17 protein-coding genes are annotated in these 19,016 nt (G+C 69.2%); 11 read left to right on the forward strand and 6 right to left on the reverse strand.

Annotated features, from left to right (window positions below; genetic code table 11):
• Nucleotides 1-10: 10 nt before the first annotated feature.
• Nucleotides 11-466: a DUF3717 domain-containing protein gene (locus tag Q0Z44_RS11935; RefSeq protein WP_298013008.1), complete on the forward strand. Its 456-nt coding sequence runs from the start codon at nt 11-13 to the stop codon at nt 464-466.
• Here Q0Z44_RS11935 and ppk2 read toward each other — a convergent pair.
• Complete coding sequence (gene ppk2, locus Q0Z44_RS11940; RefSeq protein ID WP_298013011.1) at nt 445-1,245, reverse strand: polyphosphate kinase 2; 801 nt, start codon at nt 1,243-1,245, stop codon at nt 445-447. The two genes, Q0Z44_RS11935 and ppk2, sit on opposite strands and share 22 nt — an antisense overlap.
• A 90-nt stretch (nt 1,246-1,335) precedes the next feature.
• On the opposite strand from ppk2, the gene Q0Z44_RS11945 reads away from it, so the two are divergent.
• From Q0Z44_RS11945 to Q0Z44_RS11970, 6 genes are all read left to right on the forward strand, one after another.
• Nucleotides 1,336-3,156, forward strand: coding sequence for a glutamine--tRNA ligase/YqeY domain fusion protein (locus Q0Z44_RS11945; protein WP_298013014.1), 1,821 nt, complete (start codon nt 1,336-1,338; stop codon nt 3,154-3,156).
• A 64-nt stretch (nt 3,157-3,220) separates the two neighbouring features.
• Nucleotides 3,221-3,901 carry a cold shock and DUF1294 domain-containing protein gene (locus Q0Z44_RS11950; protein ID WP_298013016.1) on the forward strand — a complete coding sequence of 227 codons (681 nt, stop codon included), beginning with the start codon at nt 3,221-3,223 and terminating at the stop codon, nt 3,899-3,901.
• A 95-nt stretch (nt 3,902-3,996) separates the two neighbouring features.
• Nucleotides 3,997-4,710: a PEP-CTERM sorting domain-containing protein gene (locus tag Q0Z44_RS11955; RefSeq protein ID WP_298013018.1), complete on the forward strand. Its 714-nt coding sequence runs from the start codon at nt 3,997-3,999 to the stop codon at nt 4,708-4,710.
• A gap of 121 nt (nt 4,711-4,831) precedes the next feature.
• Nucleotides 4,832-5,365 (forward strand): lipocalin family protein, encoded by a 534-nt coding sequence (locus Q0Z44_RS11960; RefSeq protein ID WP_298013045.1) that lies wholly within the window; start codon nt 4,832-4,834, stop codon nt 5,363-5,365.
• A gap of 5 nt (nt 5,366-5,370) precedes the next feature.
• Nucleotides 5,371-5,775, forward strand: a complete 405-nt coding sequence (locus Q0Z44_RS11965; protein ID WP_298013020.1) for a hypothetical protein — start codon at nt 5,371-5,373, stop codon at nt 5,773-5,775.
• Nucleotides 5,776-5,977: 202 nt separating this feature from the next.
• Complete coding sequence (locus Q0Z44_RS11970) at nt 5,978-7,876, forward strand: AAA family ATPase (RefSeq protein ID WP_298013022.1); 1,899 nt, start codon at nt 5,978-5,980, stop codon at nt 7,874-7,876.
• Here the strand turns inward: Q0Z44_RS11970 and Q0Z44_RS11975 are convergent.
• The gene (locus Q0Z44_RS11975; RefSeq protein ID WP_298013024.1) at nt 7,773-8,357 is read right to left on the reverse strand and encodes a helix-turn-helix domain-containing protein; all 585 of its coding nucleotides are present in this window, start codon (nt 8,355-8,357) and stop codon (nt 7,773-7,775) included. The genes Q0Z44_RS11970 and Q0Z44_RS11975 overlap by 104 nt on opposite strands.
• A gap of 78 nt (nt 8,358-8,435) precedes the next feature.
• On the opposite strand from Q0Z44_RS11975, the gene Q0Z44_RS11980 reads away from it, so the two are divergent.
• From Q0Z44_RS11980 to Q0Z44_RS11990, 3 genes are all read left to right on the forward strand, one after another.
• A complete protein-coding gene (locus tag Q0Z44_RS11980) occupies nt 8,436-9,212 on the forward strand; it encodes an alpha/beta hydrolase (RefSeq protein ID WP_298013026.1) in 777 nt (258 codons plus the stop codon).
• Between the two features lie 124 nt (nt 9,213-9,336).
• Entirely contained in the window at nt 9,337-10,170 is an 834-nt protein-coding gene (locus Q0Z44_RS11985; RefSeq protein WP_298013028.1) for an NADPH-dependent oxidoreductase, read from the forward strand.
• Nucleotides 10,171-10,175: 5 nt separating this feature from the next.
• Nucleotides 10,176-11,186 carry an FAD-dependent oxidoreductase gene (locus Q0Z44_RS11990; RefSeq protein WP_298013030.1) on the forward strand — a complete coding sequence of 337 codons (1,011 nt, stop codon included), beginning with the start codon at nt 10,176-10,178 and terminating at the stop codon, nt 11,184-11,186.
• Here Q0Z44_RS11990 and Q0Z44_RS11995 read toward each other — a convergent pair.
• The 4 genes from Q0Z44_RS11995 to ylqF all read right to left on the reverse strand — a co-directional run bounded on the left by Q0Z44_RS11995 (nt 11,161) and on the right by ylqF (nt 17,776).
• Nucleotides 11,161-13,137 (reverse strand): methyl-accepting chemotaxis protein, encoded by a 1,977-nt coding sequence (locus Q0Z44_RS11995; protein ID WP_298013032.1) that lies wholly within the window; start codon nt 13,135-13,137, stop codon nt 11,161-11,163. The two genes, Q0Z44_RS11990 and Q0Z44_RS11995, sit on opposite strands and share 26 nt — an antisense overlap.
• 175 nt (nt 13,138-13,312) lie before the next feature.
• Nucleotides 13,313-14,770, reverse strand: coding sequence for an NYN domain-containing protein (locus Q0Z44_RS12000; protein ID WP_298013034.1), 1,458 nt, complete (start codon nt 14,768-14,770; stop codon nt 13,313-13,315).
• 46 nt (nt 14,771-14,816) lie between these two features.
• Nucleotides 14,817-16,805 carry an ATP-dependent helicase gene (locus Q0Z44_RS12005; protein ID WP_298013036.1) on the reverse strand — a complete coding sequence of 663 codons (1,989 nt, stop codon included), beginning with the start codon at nt 16,803-16,805 and terminating at the stop codon, nt 14,817-14,819.
• 17 nt (nt 16,806-16,822) lie between these two features.
• Complete coding sequence (gene ylqF, locus Q0Z44_RS12010) at nt 16,823-17,776, reverse strand: ribosome biogenesis GTPase YlqF (protein ID WP_298013038.1); 954 nt, start codon at nt 17,774-17,776, stop codon at nt 16,823-16,825.
• 144 nt (nt 17,777-17,920) lie between these two features.
• Here ylqF and Q0Z44_RS12015 point away from each other — a divergent pair, with 144 nt between their 5' ends.
• Nucleotides 17,921-18,424 (forward strand): DUF1993 family protein, encoded by a 504-nt coding sequence (locus Q0Z44_RS12015; protein ID WP_298013041.1) that lies wholly within the window; start codon nt 17,921-17,923, stop codon nt 18,422-18,424.
• Nucleotides 18,425-19,016: the final 592 nt, after the last annotated feature.

A 19,016-nucleotide genomic window follows, 5' to 3' on the forward strand; every position in this document is an offset into this window, starting at 1 on the left:
GACGCTGGCCATGAGCCTCATCGACGACCAGCCCGTCGCCGGCATCCACATCACCGACATCGAGGCGGCCATCAACTGGTGGCGCGATCGTCAGCCCTCGAGCGACGACGGCCTGGGCTTGTGCGCCGAACTTCGTGCGCTGGCCGAGGTGTATGCGCTGATGGTCTACCACCACGAGTCGCAGTGCGACGAGGCGACCATGCCGCGTGCGGCCTACCAGGCGTGGCTCGCCTGGTACGAGACCACGCCCGACACGCCGTGCATCGCCATCTGCTCGACCAGCCAGGGCGATGATCTGTGCAAGGGGTGCGGTCGTACCTTCGACGAGGTGCAACTTTGGCCGGAAATGAGCCCGGGCGAGAAGCGCGCCACCTGGCGTCGCATCACGCTCGACGGCAGCGCGTGGCGCTTCAATCGCTACGCCGAGCGGGCCCGCGAGGGCCTTCAGGCGTCTTCCGGCTCGTAGGGCGGCAGCGGCTTGTGGCCGCGCGGGTAGGTTTCGCGCGCTGGCGCCCCGTCCAGCGGCGGCATGTCGATCGCCTCTTCTGGCACGTGCTGATCGGGCAACTGGTCCAGCAGGTGCCGGATCAGCGTGAGCCGGCCGCGCCGCTGGTCGTTGAAGTCGACCAGGGTCCAGGGCGCATGCTCCGTGTGCGTGGCCTTCAGCATGGCGTTGCGCGCCTCCCCGTAAGCCGCGTACTGCGTGCGTGCGACCACGTCCACCGGCGAGAGCTTCCAGCGCTTCAGCGGGTCATCCATGCGTTCGGCAAAGCGGGCCTCCTGCTCGGCCTGGTCCACGCACAGCCAGTACTTGAACAGCAGGATGCCATCGTCGACCAGCATGCGCTCGAACTGCGGTGCGTCATGAAGAAAGCGGGTGTACTCCGCGTCGGTGCAGAAGCCCATGACCTTTTCGACGCCGGCGCGGTTGTACCAGCTGCGGTCGAGCAGCGTCACGTGGCCTGCGGCGGGCAGATGGGGCACATAGCGCTGGAAGTACCACTGGCCTCGCTCCAACTCCGAGGGCTTGCCCAGCGCGACCACCTCGCAACGGCGCGGGTCCAGCACATCGGCGATGGCCCGGATCACCCCGCTCTTGCCGGCGGTGTCGCGCCCCTCGAAGACGACAAGCAGCCGCTTCTGGTGGTGGGCCAGCCAGCGGGACATTTGCACCAACTCCAGCTGCATCGGCTCCAGGGCGGCTTCGTAGGCCTTCTTGCTGAGCCGTTCGGGGTTCTTCGCCATGTTCCATCCTCCTGATGTGGTGACCAGGGATCACCATACCGCAGCGGCCATGCGGCCGGCGCGGCACTGGCGCCTCGATAGAATCGGGGCATGACCGACGCCACCGCATCCGGCACCCCCGCTGCCGATTCCCCTCACAAGCCCACGAACTTCCTGCGCGGCATCATCGACCGCGATCTGGAGCAGGGCGCCTACGCCAGCCGCCGCTGGGCGGGCACGCCCGGCGATGCCGCCCACCACACCGCTGGCGAGCCAGATCCCGCAAAGATCCGCACGCGCTTTCCGCCCGAGCCCAACGGCTACCTGCACGTCGGCCACGCCAAGAGCATCTGCCTGAACTTCGGCCTGGCGCGGGACTACGGCGGCGTCTGCCACATGCGCTTCGACGACACCAATCCCGAGAAGGAAGAGCAGGAGTACGTCGACGCCATTCTGGACGCGGTGAAGTGGCTCGGCTTCGGCTGGGACTCGTCGTTCAACGGCCAGGCGCAGAGCCACCTGTACTACGCGAGCAACTACTTCGACTTCATGTACCGCGCCGCCGAGGCGCTGATCACCGCGGGCCTCGCCTACGTGGATGAGCAGACGCCCGAAGAAATGCGCGCCAACCGCGGCGACTTCACCACGCCCGGCACGGACAGCCCCTTCCGCAGCCGCAGCCGGGAAGAGAACCTGGCGCGCTTCCGCGAGATGCGTGACGGCAAGCTGCCCGACGGCGCGGCCGTGCTGCGCGCGAAGATCGACATGGCCAGCCCCAACATCAACATGCGGGACCCGGCCATCTACCGCATTCGCCGTGCCACGCACCACAACACGGGCGACACCTGGTGCATCTACCCGATGTACACCTTCGCGCACCCCATCGAGGACGCGCTGGAGCAGATCACCCACTCGATCTGCACGCTGGAGTTCGAAGACCAGCGCCCCTTTTACGATTGGCTGCTCGACAACCTTGCCACGCTGGGCCTGATCCAGCAGCCGGTGCCGCGCCAGTACGAGTTCGCGCGCCTGAACCTCACCTACGTCATCACCTCGAAGCGCAAGCTCAAGGCCCTGGTCGATGAAGGCGTCGTCAGCGGCTGGGACGACCCCCGCATGCCGACCATCGTGGGTCTGCGCCGCCGCGGCTACACCCCGGAAGCCATCCAGCTGTTCTGCGAGCGCATCGGCGTGAGCAAGTCCGACAGCTGGATCGACTACAGCACGCTCGACATCGCCCTGCGTGACGACCTGGAAAGCAAGGCCCACCGCGGCATGGCCGTGCTCGACCCGCTCAAGCTGGTGCTGACCAACTGGGACGAGGTGATGGGCGCGGGCCACCTGGAGGCCTGCTCGCTGCCGGCCCTGCCGCATCCGCCGGAAGGCACCGAAGCGCCGGTGCGCCACCTGAAGCTCGGCCGCGAGGTGTGGATCGAGCGCGAGGACTTCGAAGAGGTGCCGCCCAAGGGCTACAAGCGCCTGTTCCCGGGCAACAAGGTGCGCCTCAAGGGCGGCTACGTCATCGAGTGCACGGGCTGCACCAAGGACGCCGATGGCAAGGTCACGGAGGTGCTGGCCACCGTCGTGCCCGACACCAAGAGCGGCACGCCGGGCGCCGACAGCGTCAAGGTCAAGGCGGCCATCACCTGGGTGGGCGCGGCCGATGGCGTGGAGGCCGAGGTGCGCCTGTACGATCGGCTGTTCACCGACCCGCATCCGGATGCGGGTGGCAAGGACTTCAAGGCCAGCCTGAACCCCGACAGTTTCAAGGTGGTGAAGGGCTATGTGGAACCTTCGCTGGCCCAGGCGCAACCCGATCAGAAGTTCCAGTTCGAGCGTTTCGGCTACTTCGTGGCGGACCGCGTGGACCACGCAGCTGGCAAGCCGGTGTTCAACAAGATCACCGGCCTGAAGGACGGCAACTGGAAGTGAGCCAGCCCGCAGGGGGCTGATCAGAGCGATCTTCAAAGGGGCTGTGCAGGCCCCTTTTTCACACATGAACAAAACAGGCAAGGTGGTGCGCTGGGAGGCGGACCGGGGCTTCGGCTTCATCTCGGGTGAGGGCGTAAGCCAGGACGTGTTCTTTCACGTCCGAGACTATCGGGGTGCAAGTGCGCCGACGGTGGGGCAGGGGGTGTCGTACGAGGCAATCCACGTTGGTGGCAAGGGGCCACGCGCCATGGCGGTGACGCCGCTGGGGCAGGGCGCCGGCGTGCGTCGGCCTACCGATGGTGCGGTCAGGCGTCCTGCCGCCCGCACCGAGGCGGCACCCCGAGGTGTCTCTCGCCGGTCAGGCCCCTCCGCGGCTCGTCGCGATCCCTGGCTGATGCCGGTTCTGGCGGTGGCGTTGCTCTGGGCGGCGGCGCTGTTCTGGGCCGGCTCGACCGGGCGTCTGCCATCCTGGGTGTTGCCGGCCTGGGGTGCGCTCAACCTCTGGACCTTCGCGGTGTACTGGCGTGACAAGGCCGCCGCGCAGAAAGGGCTGTGGCGCGTTCCGGAAGACACGCTGCACCTCTGGAGCCTGCTGGGCGGGTGGCCAATGGCCCGCGTGGCGCAGCAGGCGCTGAGACACAAGTCATCCAAGCTGAGCTTTCAGCGCATGTACTGGCTGACCGTCGTGCTGCACATTGGGGCGGTGGCGTCGATGGTGTTCGTCGTCGCGCGCAGGGCGCTCTGAACACCGGCATGGCGAGGCCCCCCCCGCAAAGCAGGGGGTGGTGTCCGCTTCCCTCGGTGCTTAGCATAAAGCCTTCCCAACGGGAGGGGAAAGCGATGAAGCACGTGCTCTGGGGGGCCGCTCTGGTGGCCTTGTCGACGGTGGCCCACGCGGGCACCGTGTTTTCGACGGATTTCGAAGGGCCGCTGCCCGCCGTCCTGTCGCCCGGCGTGGCACAGGTGGTCGAGGTGCAGGGCTTTGCCGGCCTCGGCCCTGCGGGTTACCAGTTCGGCGGCAGCTTTCTGCGCAGCCCGACGGGCAACGTGGTCACCCTCACACTCGACAACCTGCCCGACCATCAGGCGATCAGCGTGGGTTTCCTGTTGGCGGCCATCGATTCCCTCGACGGGACGGGCAGTTTTCCCCAGGGCGACTTCCTGACCATCACGCTCGATGGCGTCCAGGTGTTCCGTGAATCATTTGCCAACGCCTTGCCCACGCAGATCCAGAGCTACATGCCGCCGCCGGGCGGTGAACTGGCGCGCCATGTCGATCTCGGGTTCAATGGCCCCGGCAGCTACTACACCGACAGCGCCTACAACTTCGCGATCGAACCGCGCCTGCAGAACCTCGCGCACACAGCGTCCTCGGCGGTGTTCACGTTCCAGATGGAAGGCCCCGGCATCCAGTCGCTGGACGACGAATCCTGGGCCATGGACGGGCTGACCGTGTCCGTCAGCGCAGTCCCCGAGCCCTCTGCTGGCGCGCTGGCGTTGCTGGGTCTCGCCGGGTTGGGGGTGTGGACGGCACGAGGGCAGCGCCGCCGCTGACCATCGCCTCGGCACGTATCGCGGGGGCACCAGGGTGGTTTCCAGGGCGGGCTGCATGGCCTTCGCCCTGGCTTGGTAGACTGGTCCCATGCTTGTCTACCGTGCCCTCCGTTTCGTGCTGATGTCGACTCTGCTGATGGCTGCAGCGGGGCGAGCCGTCGCCACGCCCGATGCGTTGCAGACCATCCCGGCGCTGGACGTGCCCCGCTACCTCGGCACGTGGTACGAGATCGCGCGCTACCCCAATCGTTTCCAGAAGCAGTGCGTGGCCGACGTCCAGGCCCAGTACAGCGCGCTGCCCGAAGGGCGCATTGAAGTCCGCAACCGCTGCCGCAAGGCCGACGGCGAGATGGATGAAGCCATCGGTGTGGCCAAGCAGGTGGGGGATGCCCGGTCGCCGAAGCTGAAAGTGCGCTTTGCCCCCGCCTGGCTGTCCTTCATCCCGGCGGTCTGGGGGGATTACTGGGTCGTGGACCTCGACGAGGGCTATCAGTTGGTGGCCGTCAGTGAGCCGCAGCGCGAATACCTGTGGATTCTCTCGCGCACACCGCAGGTTGACGCGCAGGCCTACCACGCGCTGCTGCACCGCCTCACTCGGCACGGCCTGGACATCAAGCGGCTGGTGCCCACCAGCCAGACTTCTCCCCGGAGGTGACCGCGATGGCGATGCCCTGGCTGACCCTGCTCAAGGCCGTGCCCTGGACCGAGGTGATGGCCCGTGCGCCGGACATCGCCGATGGCGCGAAACGCCTGTGGCAACGCGCAGCGGGCGGCAAAGGCGGCGCAGCGGGCGCCGAGGCGGCATCGCCCCCGGCCGAAGCGGTGCCGCCCACCGCAGACGAAGCCACCCGCCTGCATGCGGAACTCGACCAACTGCGCCGCCAGACGGGCGAACTGCAGGCCGAAATGCGTGCCTCCAGCGAACTCATCCAGGCGCTGGCTGACCAGCAGTCCCGGCTCATTGCGCAGGTGGAGTCGCACCGAGCGCACGTGGGGCGGTTGACATGGGCGGTGGCGGTTCTGGCCGTGCTGGCCGCGGTCGGCTGGGCGCGCGTGCTCGCCTGACCCGGCGCGCTCCGGTCGCCGAACGGGCCGTGTTGGCGTTGGTTCACCGGACAGCGCGTGGGACGTGTCACGCGTCAGGCAATCGGCGTGCCCGATACCGATGTGACAGCTTCTGAAGAGGCGGCGGTGAGGCGGTTTCATCGGCCCGCCAGGGGGCGGGCATCTGCGGTTTCATCAAGGTCTCTCCTTGTGGTGCCCGACGATGACGCCCTTTGCTTCCTGGCCGCGCTGGCTGCAGACCCTTACGCTGGCCCTGGTGCTGGCCTTCACTTACCTGGCCCTGTTGCTCGGGCAGGGGCTGGGCGGGGCCGATGTGGCGGCGACCCGATCGCCGCTTGCGGCCCGCTTCGAAGCCGATCCCGCGCCGTGGCTGAGGCGGCCTCTCGAGTTGTCGGTGTTCGAGGCCGACCTGGCCGCGCGCCGCGTGCGCGAAGTGGGCGTGGACGGCACCCGGGTGCTCGTGACCCGCGCCGATGGCGACCGCTACAGCACCACGTTGCTGACGGCGCCCGGTGAAGGCGGCGCGGCCGCGCGTCTGGGCGCCTCGAGCCGCGAACAGGGCTTTGCCCTCACGGCGATCACCATCGACGGCCGAGGCGCGGTGTCGCGCTGGGGCAGCCGCGCGGGTGTGGCGCTGGAGCGCCTGCTGTTGCTGGTGCTGGTGGTGGGCGGCGCGGCACTGGTGCTGCACCGCGTGCGCACGGGCGCGGCCTCATCCGGGCGCGCCGGCCTGGCGACCCGGCCTGACACCACCTTCGACGATGTCGTGGGCGCGTCGGAGGCCAAGGCTGCTCTGCAGCAGGTCGCGACCTTTCTGCGCTCGCCCGATCGCTACCGTGCATTGGGCGCGCGTCCGCCGCGCGGGGTGCTGCTGGAAGGCCCGCCGGGCACCGGCAAGACGCTGCTGGCGCGGGCCCTGGCCGGCGAGTGTGGCGCGAGCTTCATCGCCGTCGACGGATCCTACTTCTCCAGCATGTTCTACGGCGCGGGCATCGCCAAGGTGCGCGAACTGTTCGCCACCGCGCGCCGCCATGCCCCCTGCATCGTCTTCATCGACGAGTTCGACGGCATCGGTCGGCGCACCAGCGGCGCCAGCCCCACGCACGGCGGCGGCAGCTCGGAAGAAAACCGCATCATCAACAAGCTGCTGGTCGAGCTCGACGGCTTCGACGCGATGGATCACGTCGTGGTGATCGGCGCGACCAACCACGTCGAGCACATTGACGACGCCCTTAAGCGCCCGGGTCGCTTCGACCTGGTCGCCCGTGTGACGCTGCCCACGATGCCCGACCGGCAGGCGCTGCTGCGCCGCTGCACCGGCCGCATCCTGGCCGCGCCCGATCTGGATCTGGAAGTGCTGGCTCGCGCCACCGCTGGCCTGTCTCATGCCGACATCGAAGGCATCGTCAACCGCGCGACCGTGACGGCCGCTGAACGTGAGGCCCCGGCCGTGACGCAGGAGCACCTGCTGCGCGCCCTCGAGCGCCATCAGCTGGGTGGCGAGGTGTCGGGCATGAAGGCCCTGATGACGCCGGCCGACCGCCACCGCATTGCCGTGCACGAGGCCGGCCACGCGCTGGTGGCCCACGCGCTGAAGGCCGGCATTGTCGAGCGCGTGACCATCGAGCCCCGTGGCCAGGCCCTGGGCGTGACCTTCATGACGCGTGGACACGAGCTGCCGCTTTATGGCGAGCGCGAGCTGAAGGCCCGCCTGGGGATGATGCTGGCCGGGCGCGAGGCCGAGCTGCTGGCCTTTGGCCACACCACCACGGGCGCCGCCGATGACCTCAAGCGCGCCTCGTCGCTGGCCATCCAGATGGTGGGGCAGATGGGTTTCAGCCAGGCCTTCGGCCTGCTGAGCGTGGACGGCGTGCCGTCCGGCCTGATGGGCCCCCATTTGCAGGAACGGTTGCTGGCAGAGGCCCGCACGGTGCTGGACGAGGCTCAGGCCGCCTGTCGCGCAGTGCTGACGCAACGCCGCACCACGCTGGACGCGCTCACGGATGCCTTGCTGGCTTGCGAGACGGTGTCCGGGGAGCCGCTGCAGACCCTGCTGGACTTGCAGGCGGCAGCCGACCCTGTGCCGCTTCCTGCGCCCTGAGGTCGGCCAGGCGGGCGTGGTCGCTGTCGGTGGCGCCGGGGCCGGCGACCACCGCCACATCGCGCGGCCGCAGCGGCCGGTCCGTCACGGCAGACCGTGCCGCCATCGGCGCGATCGGCACACCGGTGTCACGCTCCACCAGCTGGATCGGCGGGCCGTCGGGTGCTGCGGCGTGGCGGTCGCCCCACTGGGCGAGCGCCACGATCACGGGGTGCAGGTCCCGGCCCTTGTCGGTCAGCCGGTAGGCCAGCGCCTTGCCGCTCTGGCTGGTGGCAGCCACCTGCAGCACGCCGCCTTCGACCAGGCGGTTCAGCCGCTGGTTCAGCACGTTCGGCGCAATGCCCAGGCGCGCCTCGAATTCACCGAAGCGCTGGCAGCCGAGGAAGGCCTCGCGCACGATCAGCAGCGTCCACCACTCCCCGATCAGGTCCAGGGCGCGGGCAATCGAGCAACGCTCGTCGGCAAAGGAGGTGCGACGCATGGCCGCAGTTTACTTGCTTCACGCAAGTGGGGGTGTTACGCTTCATCTACTTTCTTCAAGCAAGTAGATGAGGTTTCGATGTCCGAGGTCGCGCTGTTCATCCATTCCACCGCCACCGGGCCCTTCATGTGGCGCCCGTACCTGGCGACGGTGCCCGACGGCGTGACGCCCGTGGCGCCAGCGAACCGGGGCTATGCGCCGGACGACCTGTTGCCGCGCGGGAGCCGCTTCTCGGTGCATGACGACGTGGCGCATCTTCGGGCCCACGTGCCGGAAGGCGCGACCGGCGTGCACCTGGTGGCCCATTCCTATGGCGGGTTCGCCGCGCTGACCCTGGCCCGACAGGCCGGCCTGCCGGTGCGCTCGCTGTGGGTGTACGAGCCCGTGCTGTTCGGCGCGCTGAGGGCCGAAGCCGACCGCTTGCCTCCCGACACGGCGGCCGATGTGGAGGCCCTGTACGGCGCCGAGCACAGCATGCTGGACGAAACGCGGGGCGGCGAGGAGGCCTGGGTGGAGCGCTTCATCGACTATTGGAATCAGCCCGGCGTGTGGCAGGCCATGCCCGAGAAGGTCAAGGCCATGACCCGCGCCGTGAGCTGGAAGATGTTCCGCGAGGTCTGCAGCGTCTCGCAGGAGCCACTGCCGTTCGAGCAGTACGCGCTCGACATCCCCTTGACCCTGGTGCGTGGCGCCACCACGCGGCCGCCCACGCGCGACATGATCCAGCGCCTGGCCGAGGTGAACCCGCACGCCCGGGTGGAGACACTCGAGGGTCTGGGCCACATGGGTCTGATGTCCTCGCCCGAGCCGGTGGCGGCGTCCCTGAAGTGCCACTGGGCCCGTGTGCGGGGCTGAGCCACCCCTGAACAAACCCGGTTCAGTCGCCGCTCTTTGCCACGTGGCCCGGCGGCGGGCACCGTTTGCGGTTACCTTGACGGTTTGTGCGCGCGATCCGCGCGGTGAACCCCAAGACGACCCGATGAACCTGGCAACCCTGCTTCAGGCCCGCTACGACGCGCAGGCCCCCGATTCCACTGCCGAGCCGGCCCGCTGGACGGCCGTGATCGACCAGATGCTGGCCCACCGCAGCGTGCGCCGTCACAAGCCGGAGCCCGTCACCGATGCGCAGTTGTCGGCGCTGGTGGCCGCGGCCCAGTCTGCTGCCTCCTCGTCGAACCTGCAGGTATGGAGCGTGGTGGCCGTGCGCGATGCGGACACCAAGGCCCGCCTGGCCGATTGCGCGGGCGGGCAGGGCCACGTGGCTGCGGCACCCGTGGTGCTGATGTGGCTGGTGGACCTGGCGCGCCTGGAGGCGGTGGCTCAAGACTTGAACCTGCCGCACGCAGCGCTCGATTCGCTGGAGATGTTCCTGGTGGGCGCGATCGACGCCGCCCTGGCCGCACAGAACGCCATGCTGGCCGCTGAGTCCATGGGCCTGGCCGGGTGCTACATCGGTGGCATGCGCAACCAGCCCGAGCAGGTGGCCGAACTGCTGGGCCTGCCACCCAAGGTGTTCGCGCTGTTCGGCATGACGCTGGGCGTAGAAGATCCCACGCCAGCGCCCGCGGCCGTCAAGCCCCGCCTGCCGCAGTCGGTGGTGCTGCACAGTGAGCGGTATCGCCCGGTGGCCGAGCAGATGGAGGGCGTGGCGGCCTACAACCAGGCCATGGCGGCGTTCTATGCCAGCCAGGGCATGAACGTGCGCGGCACGTGGGCCGTGCATTCGTCGCGCCGCGTGGCGGATGACGCCGCGTTGACCGGCCGTGACCGGCTGGCCGACGCCTTGCGCGGCATGGGTTTTCCGCTGAAGTGATGGCCATGACCGAGAGGACCTTGAAACCCGGTCGGGTGGCCGTGGTCGGTGCGGGCCTGGCTGGCCTGGCCTGCGCTGAAGCCCTTCAGGCCAGTGGCGCCACGGTGACGGTGTTCGACAAGAGCCGCGGCCCGTCGGGCCGCATGAGCACGCGTCGGGGCGACACCTGGCAGTGTGATCACGGCGCGCAGTACTTCACTGCGCGCGATGCGGCCTTCCGCGCCGAGGTGGGCCGCTGGGTGGCGGCCGGCGTGGCCGCGCCGTGGCAGCCGCGGCTGGCGGTGTTCGGCCCGCGGCCGGTGCCTGAAGCGAGCGAGTCGACCGAGCGCTTTGTCGGCACTCCCCGCATGACCTCGCCTGCTGGCTTCATCGCGCAGGGCCTGAACGTGCAACTGCAGACCACGGTGACGGCGCTGGTGCGCCAGCCCGCAGGCTGGCAATTGCAGACGGCCGAGCACGGCCTGCTGGACACGTTGTTCGATGCCGTGATGCTCGCCGTGCCTTCACCCCAGGCCGTGCCGCTCCTGCAGGAGCCGGCGCCCGAATTGGCCGCCCTGGCCGCAGGCGCCCGCATGCGTGGCAGCTGGGCGCTGATGCTGCGCTATGACGCTCCGGTGGCCGTGCCTTTCGATGCGGCCTTCGTCAACGAAGGGCCGCTGCGCTGGGTGGCGCGCGACAGCAGCAAGCCGGGTCGGCCGGCGGGCCCCGGCGAGACGTGGTTGCTGCACGCCGAAGCCGAGTGGAGCGAGGCCCACATCGAAGACACGCCCGAGCAGGCCGCGGAGGCGCTGCTGCAGGCCTTCGGGGCCCTGGGGGCACCGCAGCCGGCAAGCTGGTCGGCGCACCGCTGGCGCTATGCCGACACCGCTCCGCCACTGGGCCAGGAGGCCGTTTGGCAGCCTGCGCTCGGCCTCGGCCTGTGCGGCGACTGGCTGGGCTCCGGCAAGGTGGAAGGCGCCTGGCGCAGTGGCCGGTCGCTGGCGGCCCTGGTCAGCGGCGCGGCTCGTCCAGCCTGAAGCTGGCCACGATCCCCGCCAGCCGCGCTGACTGCTCGCGCAGCGACTCGGCCGCGGCCGAACCCTGCTCCACCAGGGCGGCGTTCTGCTGGGTCATCTGATCCAGCTGGGACACCGCGGTGTTGATCTCCTGCAGGCCCGCGCTCTGGCCGCTGGTCGCGTCCGAGATCTCGCGGATCAGGCCCGACACGCGCTGCACCGCCTGCACCACGTCCTGCATCGTCTGGCCAGTGCGTTGAACGAGCTCGGCGCCGTGGTCCACCCGTTCCACCGACGCCTGGATTAGCGTTTTGATCTCGCGTGCGGCCCCCGCCGAGCGGCTGGCCAGCGCACGCACCTCCGAGGCCACGACCGCGAAGCCGCGTCCCTGTTCGCCCGCCCGGGCGGCCTCGACGGCGGCGTTCAGTGCCAGGATGTTGGTCTGGAAGGCGATGCTGTCGATCACGCCGATGATGTCGGCGATCTGACGCGAGCTCGTGTGGATGTCGTTCATGGTGTGCACCACTTCGCCCACCATCGCGCCGCCCTTGGCGGCCACGGCGCTGGCATCGCCAGCCAGCTGGTTCACCTGCGAGGCCGTGTCGGCCGTGTGCCTCACCGTGTCGGCCAGCTGCTCCATCGACGAGGCGGTCTGCTGCAGGCTGGAGGCCGCGTGTTCCGTGCGAGAGGACAGATCGAGGTTGCCGCTCGCAATTTCGCCAGAGGCCACCTGCACGGAACCGGCCGCTTCGCGAATCTGCCACATCGAGCCATTGACCTTGGCGACGAAGCCGTTGAATCCTCGGGCGATGTCGGCCAGCTCGTCGCGGCCGCGGGCTTCGAGCTTGACGCTCAGGTCGGCCTCGCCACTCGCCAGGCCCATCATGGCGCTGCGCAGGGCACGCAAGGGGGCCAGCATCCGGTGCACAACCATCACCAGCACACCCCCGGTGACGAGCGCGCACACCAGCGCGGTCAGCAGGGTGGTCGCCATGAGTGCACGCGCGGACTCGGTGGCATACGCCTTCGGAAAGCTCAGGCGCACGGCCCAAGGGGCAATGTCGGGATGGATGGACACGGGTTGCAGCAGGTGGACCTGGCCTTGTGCATCCTCGTAACGCCATGCGCGCCCGGATTTCACCGCAGCCAGGCCTTCTGCCGGGATGTCGTCGGCGTGCTTGCGCAGTTGCGTGGCATCCGGGTGGCTGGCGTACAGGCCGCCGTTGGAGAGCAGCGCCATCTGCCCATTGCGCATCGGATTCGCGCTGGCGAGCAGTTGCCCGAGGCGGTCGAGCGTGAAGTCGGCCGTGGTGACGCCTTTGAACTGGCCATCGATCACGATGGGCGCCACCAGCGAGGACATCAACACCTCCTTGCCATTGATCGGGTACAGATAGGGCTCGGCAAACATGGGCCGCAGCGTGCGCTTGGGCACGTCGTACCAGTCGTTGCCACCCGGTGTGCTGACAAACACGATGGGCTCGACGGTGAGCTGGCCGTCCGGTGTGCGGAACCAGTAGGGCATGGGCCGGCCGGTGTCGTCGAAGCGCGGCTTCTGCCCGGCGAATTCGGCGTCGCGGCCGTCCAGTGCGTTGGGCTCCCACGTGACGGTGCTGCCGATGAAATCGGGGTTGTTGCGCAACGCCCCCTTCACCAGGTCGTCGCTCTGGTCGCGTGTCAGAGGGCGATTGGCACCGCGTGTCTGCTGCATGGACTCCGAGATCTGCTGCACCGTACTGAGGTGCGAGCGCAGGCGGGTCTGCAACGCGCTGGCCGCCTCGCGGGTCGAGGTCTCGGCCAGCTTCATCGTGGCGGCCTCGGCCTGCTCACTGCTCTGGATGCCGATCACGGCCCCCGTGATGCCGAGGCTCAGCACCACGAGGCCGACCCCCGCCAGACCCAGGCGGGCCTGGAGCGAGAGTGTGGAAAACAGGCGGGATGGCGATGACGCCGCGGGCAGTGGGTGGGGCATGGCGAGCGTGGATGAGTGAGGGGTTTCCCCACTCATATCGTCGCCGCCCATGAGGACTTGAACACGCTTTTTGCGTTGCGCCACGCTGGTGCGCGCACTCTGCAAAGGGCCCCGCGCAGGTGCGGCCTGCCCTTTGGAAAACGGTCGATTTGCCCGGTTTCAGTGCGATTGCAGGTCAGCTGGCGTCGTCTGGTGCGCTTGCAGGCGAGGCCTTCCTGGCTGCCTGCTTGCGGGCCGCCGGCCGACGCGCGCGCTTGGCGGCCGGTGCCGGTGCGGCGGCTTCCGGTTGGGCCGGGGCGACCTCGGGCACCGGCGTCGATTCGGTGGCGTTCGATGCGGACTTGGCCTTGCGGGATGCGCCTTCGCTGCGGGGCTTGGTGCTGCGGCTCTTGCGCGCAGCGGGGGCGGAAGCGGCCTCGTTTGCGGCGGGCTCGGCCTGCGCGACGGCGGGGGCGGCGACCGGGGCAGCGGGGGGGGGCACCACGGGTGCAGGCACGTCGGCCATCACCGGGCGCTCGGCCGCCGACGCATCGGCTCGGGCCTCACGCGGGGCGCGCTGGCGGTCGTCACGTTCGGCACGGCCGCCATTGCGGCTGCCACGGCCTCGGCCACCCCGGCTGCGACGGCGTTCCTCGTTGCGCGATTCGGCTGCACCGTTCTGCTCGGCCTCGCCCTCCGGCTCGGCCGGCGCTGCCAATGTGCCCTCGTGTGCGGACGCGAGGTCGGCGCGGTCTTCATCGGCCGCCAAGCTGCGCTCGGCCTGCAAAGCCGCGATGGTGTCGCCCTGCGGCGCCCGCATCTCGCTGGCCACGCTGCCATTGCCGGCGCTGCGGAACACATAGGCGCTCGACTTCTCGTCGCGGCCGAACTCCAGCAGCCCGCGCGACTTCGCTTCTTCCAGCAGGTTGCCGAAGGTGCGGAAGCCGTAGTAGTTTTCGTTGAAGCCCGGGTTGCGACGCTTGATGGCCTCTTTCAGCACCGAGGCCCAGATCTTGCCGCCCTCGTCGCGGTCGGTCACCAGCGCGTCGAAGGTCTCGACGGCCATCTCGACGGCCTTGGTGCGGCGCGCGTCCAACTCGGCCTTGCGGCGGGCTTCCTCTTCCGGCGAGCGGCGGGGCTGCGGCTGGTCGCGGTTGTCCCTGCGCTGGCGCTGTGCGTCGCGCACCAGGTCGTCGTAGAAGATGAATTCGTCGCAGTTCGCGATCAGCAGGTCCGAGGTCGACTGCTTCACCCCCACGCCGATCACGTACTTGGCGTTCTCGCGCAGCTTGGAGACCAGCGGTGAGAAATCCGAATCGCCCGAGATGATGACGAAGGTGTTGACGTGGCTCTTGGTGTAGCAGAGGTCGAGCGCATCCACCACGAGGCGGATGTCGGCCGAGTTCTTGCCGGACTGGCGCACGTGCGGGATCTCGATCAGCTCGAAGTTGGCTTCGTGCATCGCGGCCTTGAAGCCCTTGTAGCGCTCCCAATCGCAATAGGCCTTCTTGACGACGATGCTGCCCTTGAGCAGCAGGCGCTCGAGCACTTTCTTGATGTCGAACTTCTCGTAGTTGGCGTCGCGCACGCCGAGGGCGACGTTCTCGAAGTCGCAGAACAGCGCCATGCTGATGTGGTCGGGGGAGGAAGCCATGTGGTCGCTTCTTTCTCTTTGAATGTGGGGTGGCGCGTGGCCCGCTTCAAAGCAGGCCCGCGTCCTGGAGGTAGGCGCTCGGTCGTGTGCGGTCGCACAGGATGGTCAGGCGCCGTCGGGCGCGCGTCATCGCGACGTAGAGCAGGTTGCGGTTGTCGGTGGTGTCGCCGCCGAGGGCGAACTCCCCTTTGTTGAGGCCAGGCAGGATGACGTGTTCGAACTCCAGCCCCTTGGCGGCCTCGATGCTCGACAGCAGGATGCAGTGCTGCGGCTTCATAGCCTGCTGGCGGCGTTCGCGCTCGTTCATCGCACGGAAGAAGGCGGTGAGGTGGTCGAAGGTGGCAACCGACTGGATCAGGCCTTCGATGTTGGCCGCCACCTGGGCAATGTCCTGACGGCGCACCATCACGCGCGCGGCCAGGGCCGCGGGCTGCAGCACCCGCACGAAGCGGCGCAGCAGCACCTCGGTGTCTTCATTGTGCAGCACGTCGAGCGCATCTTCCAGCCGCTGTCGCACGGCGGGGGCGGCGTTGCGCAGCACCTGGTTCTCGAGGAAGGCGCCGGCCAGCTCGGGCTGGGCGCACACCTGCTTGAGGGCCTGGGCCGTCAGGCGGGCGCGCTCGGTCTCGTCGGGCGGCTCGCCATCCTGGGCCTCGCCGGTGTCGACGTGCGAGCCGGCAAAGCGCAGCAGCGCCTGCAGCACGGCCAGGCGCGTCTCGGTGCGCTCGATGTCGCCGAAGTGCCCGCGCGAGCACGCATACAGGCCGCGCACGAACAGCACCTCGGGCCGCATCAGGTAGGTGCTGAACCCGGTGGTGCGGTAGTCGATGCCGCGGTCGAGCAGGTGGTTCTCCAGCTCGACCGACTGGTGTGGCTGGCGCAACAGGATGGCAATGGCCGATGCGGGCGCACCCGGATCCAGCCCCACGCGCTCGTTGACGAGGCGGGTGAGGTGCCAGTTGCGGTCAGCCGGCCCCACGGTGGCGATCACCTCCACCTCGGTGTCGCGCACGGTCTGCGCCGCATAGGGTTTGTGGCGTGCCAACCCGCTCACGGCCTGAGCCAATGTGGGCCCGAAGCGCCAGGTGGTGCTGAGCGGATAGCGTGTGGCCTCGGCCACCTCGCGGTCGAACAGCTCGCCCATGAAGCGGGCATCGGCCCCGGCCACGGCGTGGATCACCTGGTCGCGGTCGCCCACGCCCACGAAGGCCGCCCGGTTGCGCGCCATCAGTTCGCGCAACACGGTGAACATCGCGCGGTTGGTGTCGTGCATCTCGTCGACCAACACGAGGTGCAGGCCGAGGTCGAGCGGATGCGGGTCGCCCAGCCAGGCGTCTTCGTCGAGCAGCAGGCGGGCGAGGTCGTAGGTGGCGTCGTGCTCGCTGCGGAAGGCGTGGTGATCGGGGTGGCCGCCGCGGCGGATGTGCTCGTAGGCCTGGAAGATCTTGAGCGTGGCGTAGTCGTGCCCGATCTCCGCGGCCAGCGTGGGCGTGAGCGACCGGTCGGCGGCCTCGACCATCAGCTGCATGGTGCCCTTCAGGTGCAGGAAGGCGGCCAGCAGGCCTTCCACGCTGGCGGCGCCATCGCCCTGGATGGCGAACTCGTCGGGGTAACGCTCGTCGACGTTGCGCAGCACGCGGTCGATGGCGCGCAGCACGGGCGCGCGCAGCGCCTCGGGCTCGGCGTGAAAGGGCACCGTGCAGCCCTCGATCGCCTGCATGCGCTCGGTGCAGAACGCGTCGAAGGTCATCACGCGCAGGCGGCGTCGTGTGTCGGCGGGCAGGCCGATGCGGGCCAGCGCGTCGCGCAGGGCCTGCACGGCGGTGTCGGTGTAGGTCAGGGCGAGCACGCGGTCCGGATCGGCCCCGCGCAGCAGGGCCTGGGCCAGGCGCAGGGCCAGCGTCGTGGTCTTGGCCGCGCCCGCGTTGGCTTCGATGATCAGGTGCCGTTTGCGCGCCAGCTGGATGGCGCGTTGCTCGTCCGTGGGCACTAGGCCCCGCGGCGCAAAGATCGGCTCGTTCGGTGTCTCGCTCATGGCGTGCGCGCAGGGCCTCAGACGCCGCGCGGGTCCTGGCGGGGCGTGTGGCGGCCGGCCTTCTTCATCGCCTGCTTCTGACGCTGGCGCTCGGCCTCCGCGGCCTTTGCATCGGCCAGCCACTCCGTGAAGGCCTCCGGCGTTTCCAGTGTGATGCGGCCGATGGCCCCGCTGCGGAAGTCGTTCAGCACGATCTCGGCGGCCTTCTGCAGGTTGACCTTGCCGCCCGACATCACCGCACCCCGCTTGCGCGCCACCTCGGTCAGCAGCACATCGTCGTGCTGCGTGGGGATGGCGGCCACGTCGTCGAGCTTGTAGCGTTCGGCCAGCTGGGTCGGGTAGGGCGCCTTCAGGCTGTTGATCAGCTCCAGCGCGGTCTCGACCTCGTCGTAGGCGTTGCGGCCCACGGCGCCGCTGGCGGCCAGGTGGTAGCCGCTCTTCTCGACCAGGATCTTGGGCCACAGCATGCCTGGCGTGTCGAACAGGTAGAAGTCGCTGGCCAGGTTGATGCGCTGCTCGATGCGCGTCACGCCGGCCTCGTCACCCGTCTTGGCGGCCTTGCGGCCCACCAGCGTGTTCATCAGTGTCGACTTGCCCACGTTCGGCACGCCGCAGATCAGCACGCGCACGGGCTTGGGCATGCCGCCGCGCTGGGGCACCAGTTCGCGGCACGCCTTGATCAGGCGCTGCGCGGGCGCGGTGTCCGAGGCGTCCAGGCCGATGGCGCCGGTGGCGGTCTGGGCGCGGTACCACGCCAGCCAGGCTTCGGTGCGCACGGGGTCGGCCAGGTCCTGCTTGTTGAGCACCTTGAGCTTGGGGCGCTGTCCGGTGAGGGCCTCCAGCATCGGGTTGGCGCTGGAGCCCGGCAGGCGCGCGTCCAGCAGCTCGATGACGACATCGATGTCCTTGATGCGTTCAGCGATGGCTTTCTTGGTCACGTTCATGTGACCGGGGAACCATTGGATGGCCATCTTGTCTGGTCTTTCCGGTCGGCCGGCGCCGACCCTGTCTGCGTGGGATCAAAGACCCGCATTGTCCGATGCGCGGCGCCCTGCACGATCGGGCGGGGTGCGATTTAATGCAGACCTCTACCTGAACGAACCCTCGACCCCATCATGAGCCTGAGCATGTACACCGCCCTCGTCCCGCCGGTCACCCGCACCCTGGAGGCGCTGTCCGCCATCCTGGGCAAGGCGGCGCAGCACTGTGAAGACCGCGGCATCGACCCGCAGGCCTTTCTGCAATCGCGCCTGTTCCCCGACATGTTCCCGCTGAACCGGCAGGTGCAGATTGCCACCGACATGGTGAAGGGCGCGGCCGCCCGCCTGTCCGGCCAGCACATCCCGACCTACCCGGATGTGGAGACCAGCTTTGCCGAGCTGCAGGACCGCGTGCGCCGCACCATCGACTACCTCAACACCTTCGAGCCTGAACAGATCGACGGCACCGAAGAGCGCGAGATCGTGATCCCGCTGCGCGACCGCGAGGTGCGCTTCGATGGCCAGACCTACCTGACGAGCTGGGTGCTCCCGAACTTCCACTTCCACGTCGTGACCACCTACAACCTGCTGCGCCACGGCGGCGTGGCGCTGGGCAAGCGCGACTTCCTGGGCGAGTGAAATCAGGCCGCGTGGCGCAGCGGCGGCCCGTCGGGCGCCTCCGGCAGGTCCAGCAGCCGGGCCACCTCGCGTGAATCGGCAATGGCGCGCACGCGCTGGTAGGCCTCTTCGGCCTCGGGGTGCGTGCGGCGCAGGTAGTTGAGCCACTGCTTGAGCCGCCCGGCCCGGGCGCGGGGCTCGATGTGGGCCACGATGAGGCCCCAGAACACCGCGAGCAACCCTTGCAGCGTGGCCCAGGGGAGTTGCCCTTCGGCGTCACCCAGGATGGCGCGCGCCAGACCCGGGTTGGCCACGATGCCCCGGCCCAGCATCAAGGCGTGGCCGCCCGATTCGGCGCGGCAGCGCTGCGCATCGGCGACGGTCCAGATCTCGCCGTTGGCCACCACCGGGATGGACACAGCGGCCCGCACATCGGCCACGCGGTGCCAGTAGGCGGGAGGGCGGTAGCCATCGGCGCGCGTGCGGGCGTGCACCACCAGTTCGCTGGCGCCGGCCGCGGCCAGGGCGCGGGCGCAGTCTTCGGCCTGCGCGTCGTCGTCAAAGCCCAGCCGCATCAGATCGGAAGAGCGTCGTGTAGGGAAAGAGTGTCGTT

The sequence above is a fragment of the uncultured Aquabacterium sp. genome (genome assembly GCF_947366995.1).
Lineage (GTDB): Bacteria > Pseudomonadota > Gammaproteobacteria > Burkholderiales > Burkholderiaceae_C > Aquabacterium.

Coding starts and splice junctions, on each gene's coding strand:
- Q0Z44_RS11935 (WP_298013008.1), top strand. CDS start 11: ATGAGCCTCATCGACGACCAGCCCGTCGCCGGCATCCACATCACCGAC.
- ppk2 (WP_298013011.1), bottom strand. CDS start 1,245: ATGGCGAAGAACCCCGAACGGCTCAGCAAGAAGGCCTACGAAGCCGCC.
- Q0Z44_RS11945 (WP_298013014.1), top strand. CDS start 1,336: ATGACCGACGCCACCGCATCCGGCACCCCCGCTGCCGATTCCCCTCAC.
- Q0Z44_RS11950 (WP_298013016.1), top strand. CDS start 3,221: ATGAACAAAACAGGCAAGGTGGTGCGCTGGGAGGCGGACCGGGGCTTC.
- Q0Z44_RS11955 (WP_298013018.1), top strand. CDS start 3,997: ATGAAGCACGTGCTCTGGGGGGCCGCTCTGGTGGCCTTGTCGACGGTG.
- Q0Z44_RS11960 (WP_298013045.1), top strand. CDS start 4,832: ATGTCGACTCTGCTGATGGCTGCAGCGGGGCGAGCCGTCGCCACGCCC.
- Q0Z44_RS11965 (WP_298013020.1), top strand. CDS start 5,371: ATGGCGATGCCCTGGCTGACCCTGCTCAAGGCCGTGCCCTGGACCGAG.
- Q0Z44_RS11970 (WP_298013022.1), top strand. CDS start 5,978: ATGACGCCCTTTGCTTCCTGGCCGCGCTGGCTGCAGACCCTTACGCTG.
- Q0Z44_RS11975 (WP_298013024.1), bottom strand. CDS start 8,357: ATGCGTCGCACCTCCTTTGCCGACGAGCGTTGCTCGATTGCCCGCGCC.
- Q0Z44_RS11980 (WP_298013026.1), top strand. CDS start 8,436: ATGTCCGAGGTCGCGCTGTTCATCCATTCCACCGCCACCGGGCCCTTC.
- Q0Z44_RS11985 (WP_298013028.1), top strand. CDS start 9,337: ATGAACCTGGCAACCCTGCTTCAGGCCCGCTACGACGCGCAGGCCCCC.
- Q0Z44_RS11990 (WP_298013030.1), top strand. CDS start 10,176: ATGACCGAGAGGACCTTGAAACCCGGTCGGGTGGCCGTGGTCGGTGCG.
- Q0Z44_RS11995 (WP_298013032.1), bottom strand. CDS start 13,137: ATGCCCCACCCACTGCCCGCGGCGTCATCGCCATCCCGCCTGTTTTCC.
- Q0Z44_RS12000 (WP_298013034.1), bottom strand. CDS start 14,770: ATGGCTTCCTCCCCCGACCACATCAGCATGGCGCTGTTCTGCGACTTC.
- Q0Z44_RS12005 (WP_298013036.1), bottom strand. CDS start 16,805: ATGAGCGAGACACCGAACGAGCCGATCTTTGCGCCGCGGGGCCTAGTG.
- ylqF (WP_298013038.1), bottom strand. CDS start 17,776: ATGGCCATCCAATGGTTCCCCGGTCACATGAACGTGACCAAGAAAGCC.
- Q0Z44_RS12015 (WP_298013041.1), top strand. CDS start 17,921: ATGAGCCTGAGCATGTACACCGCCCTCGTCCCGCCGGTCACCCGCACC.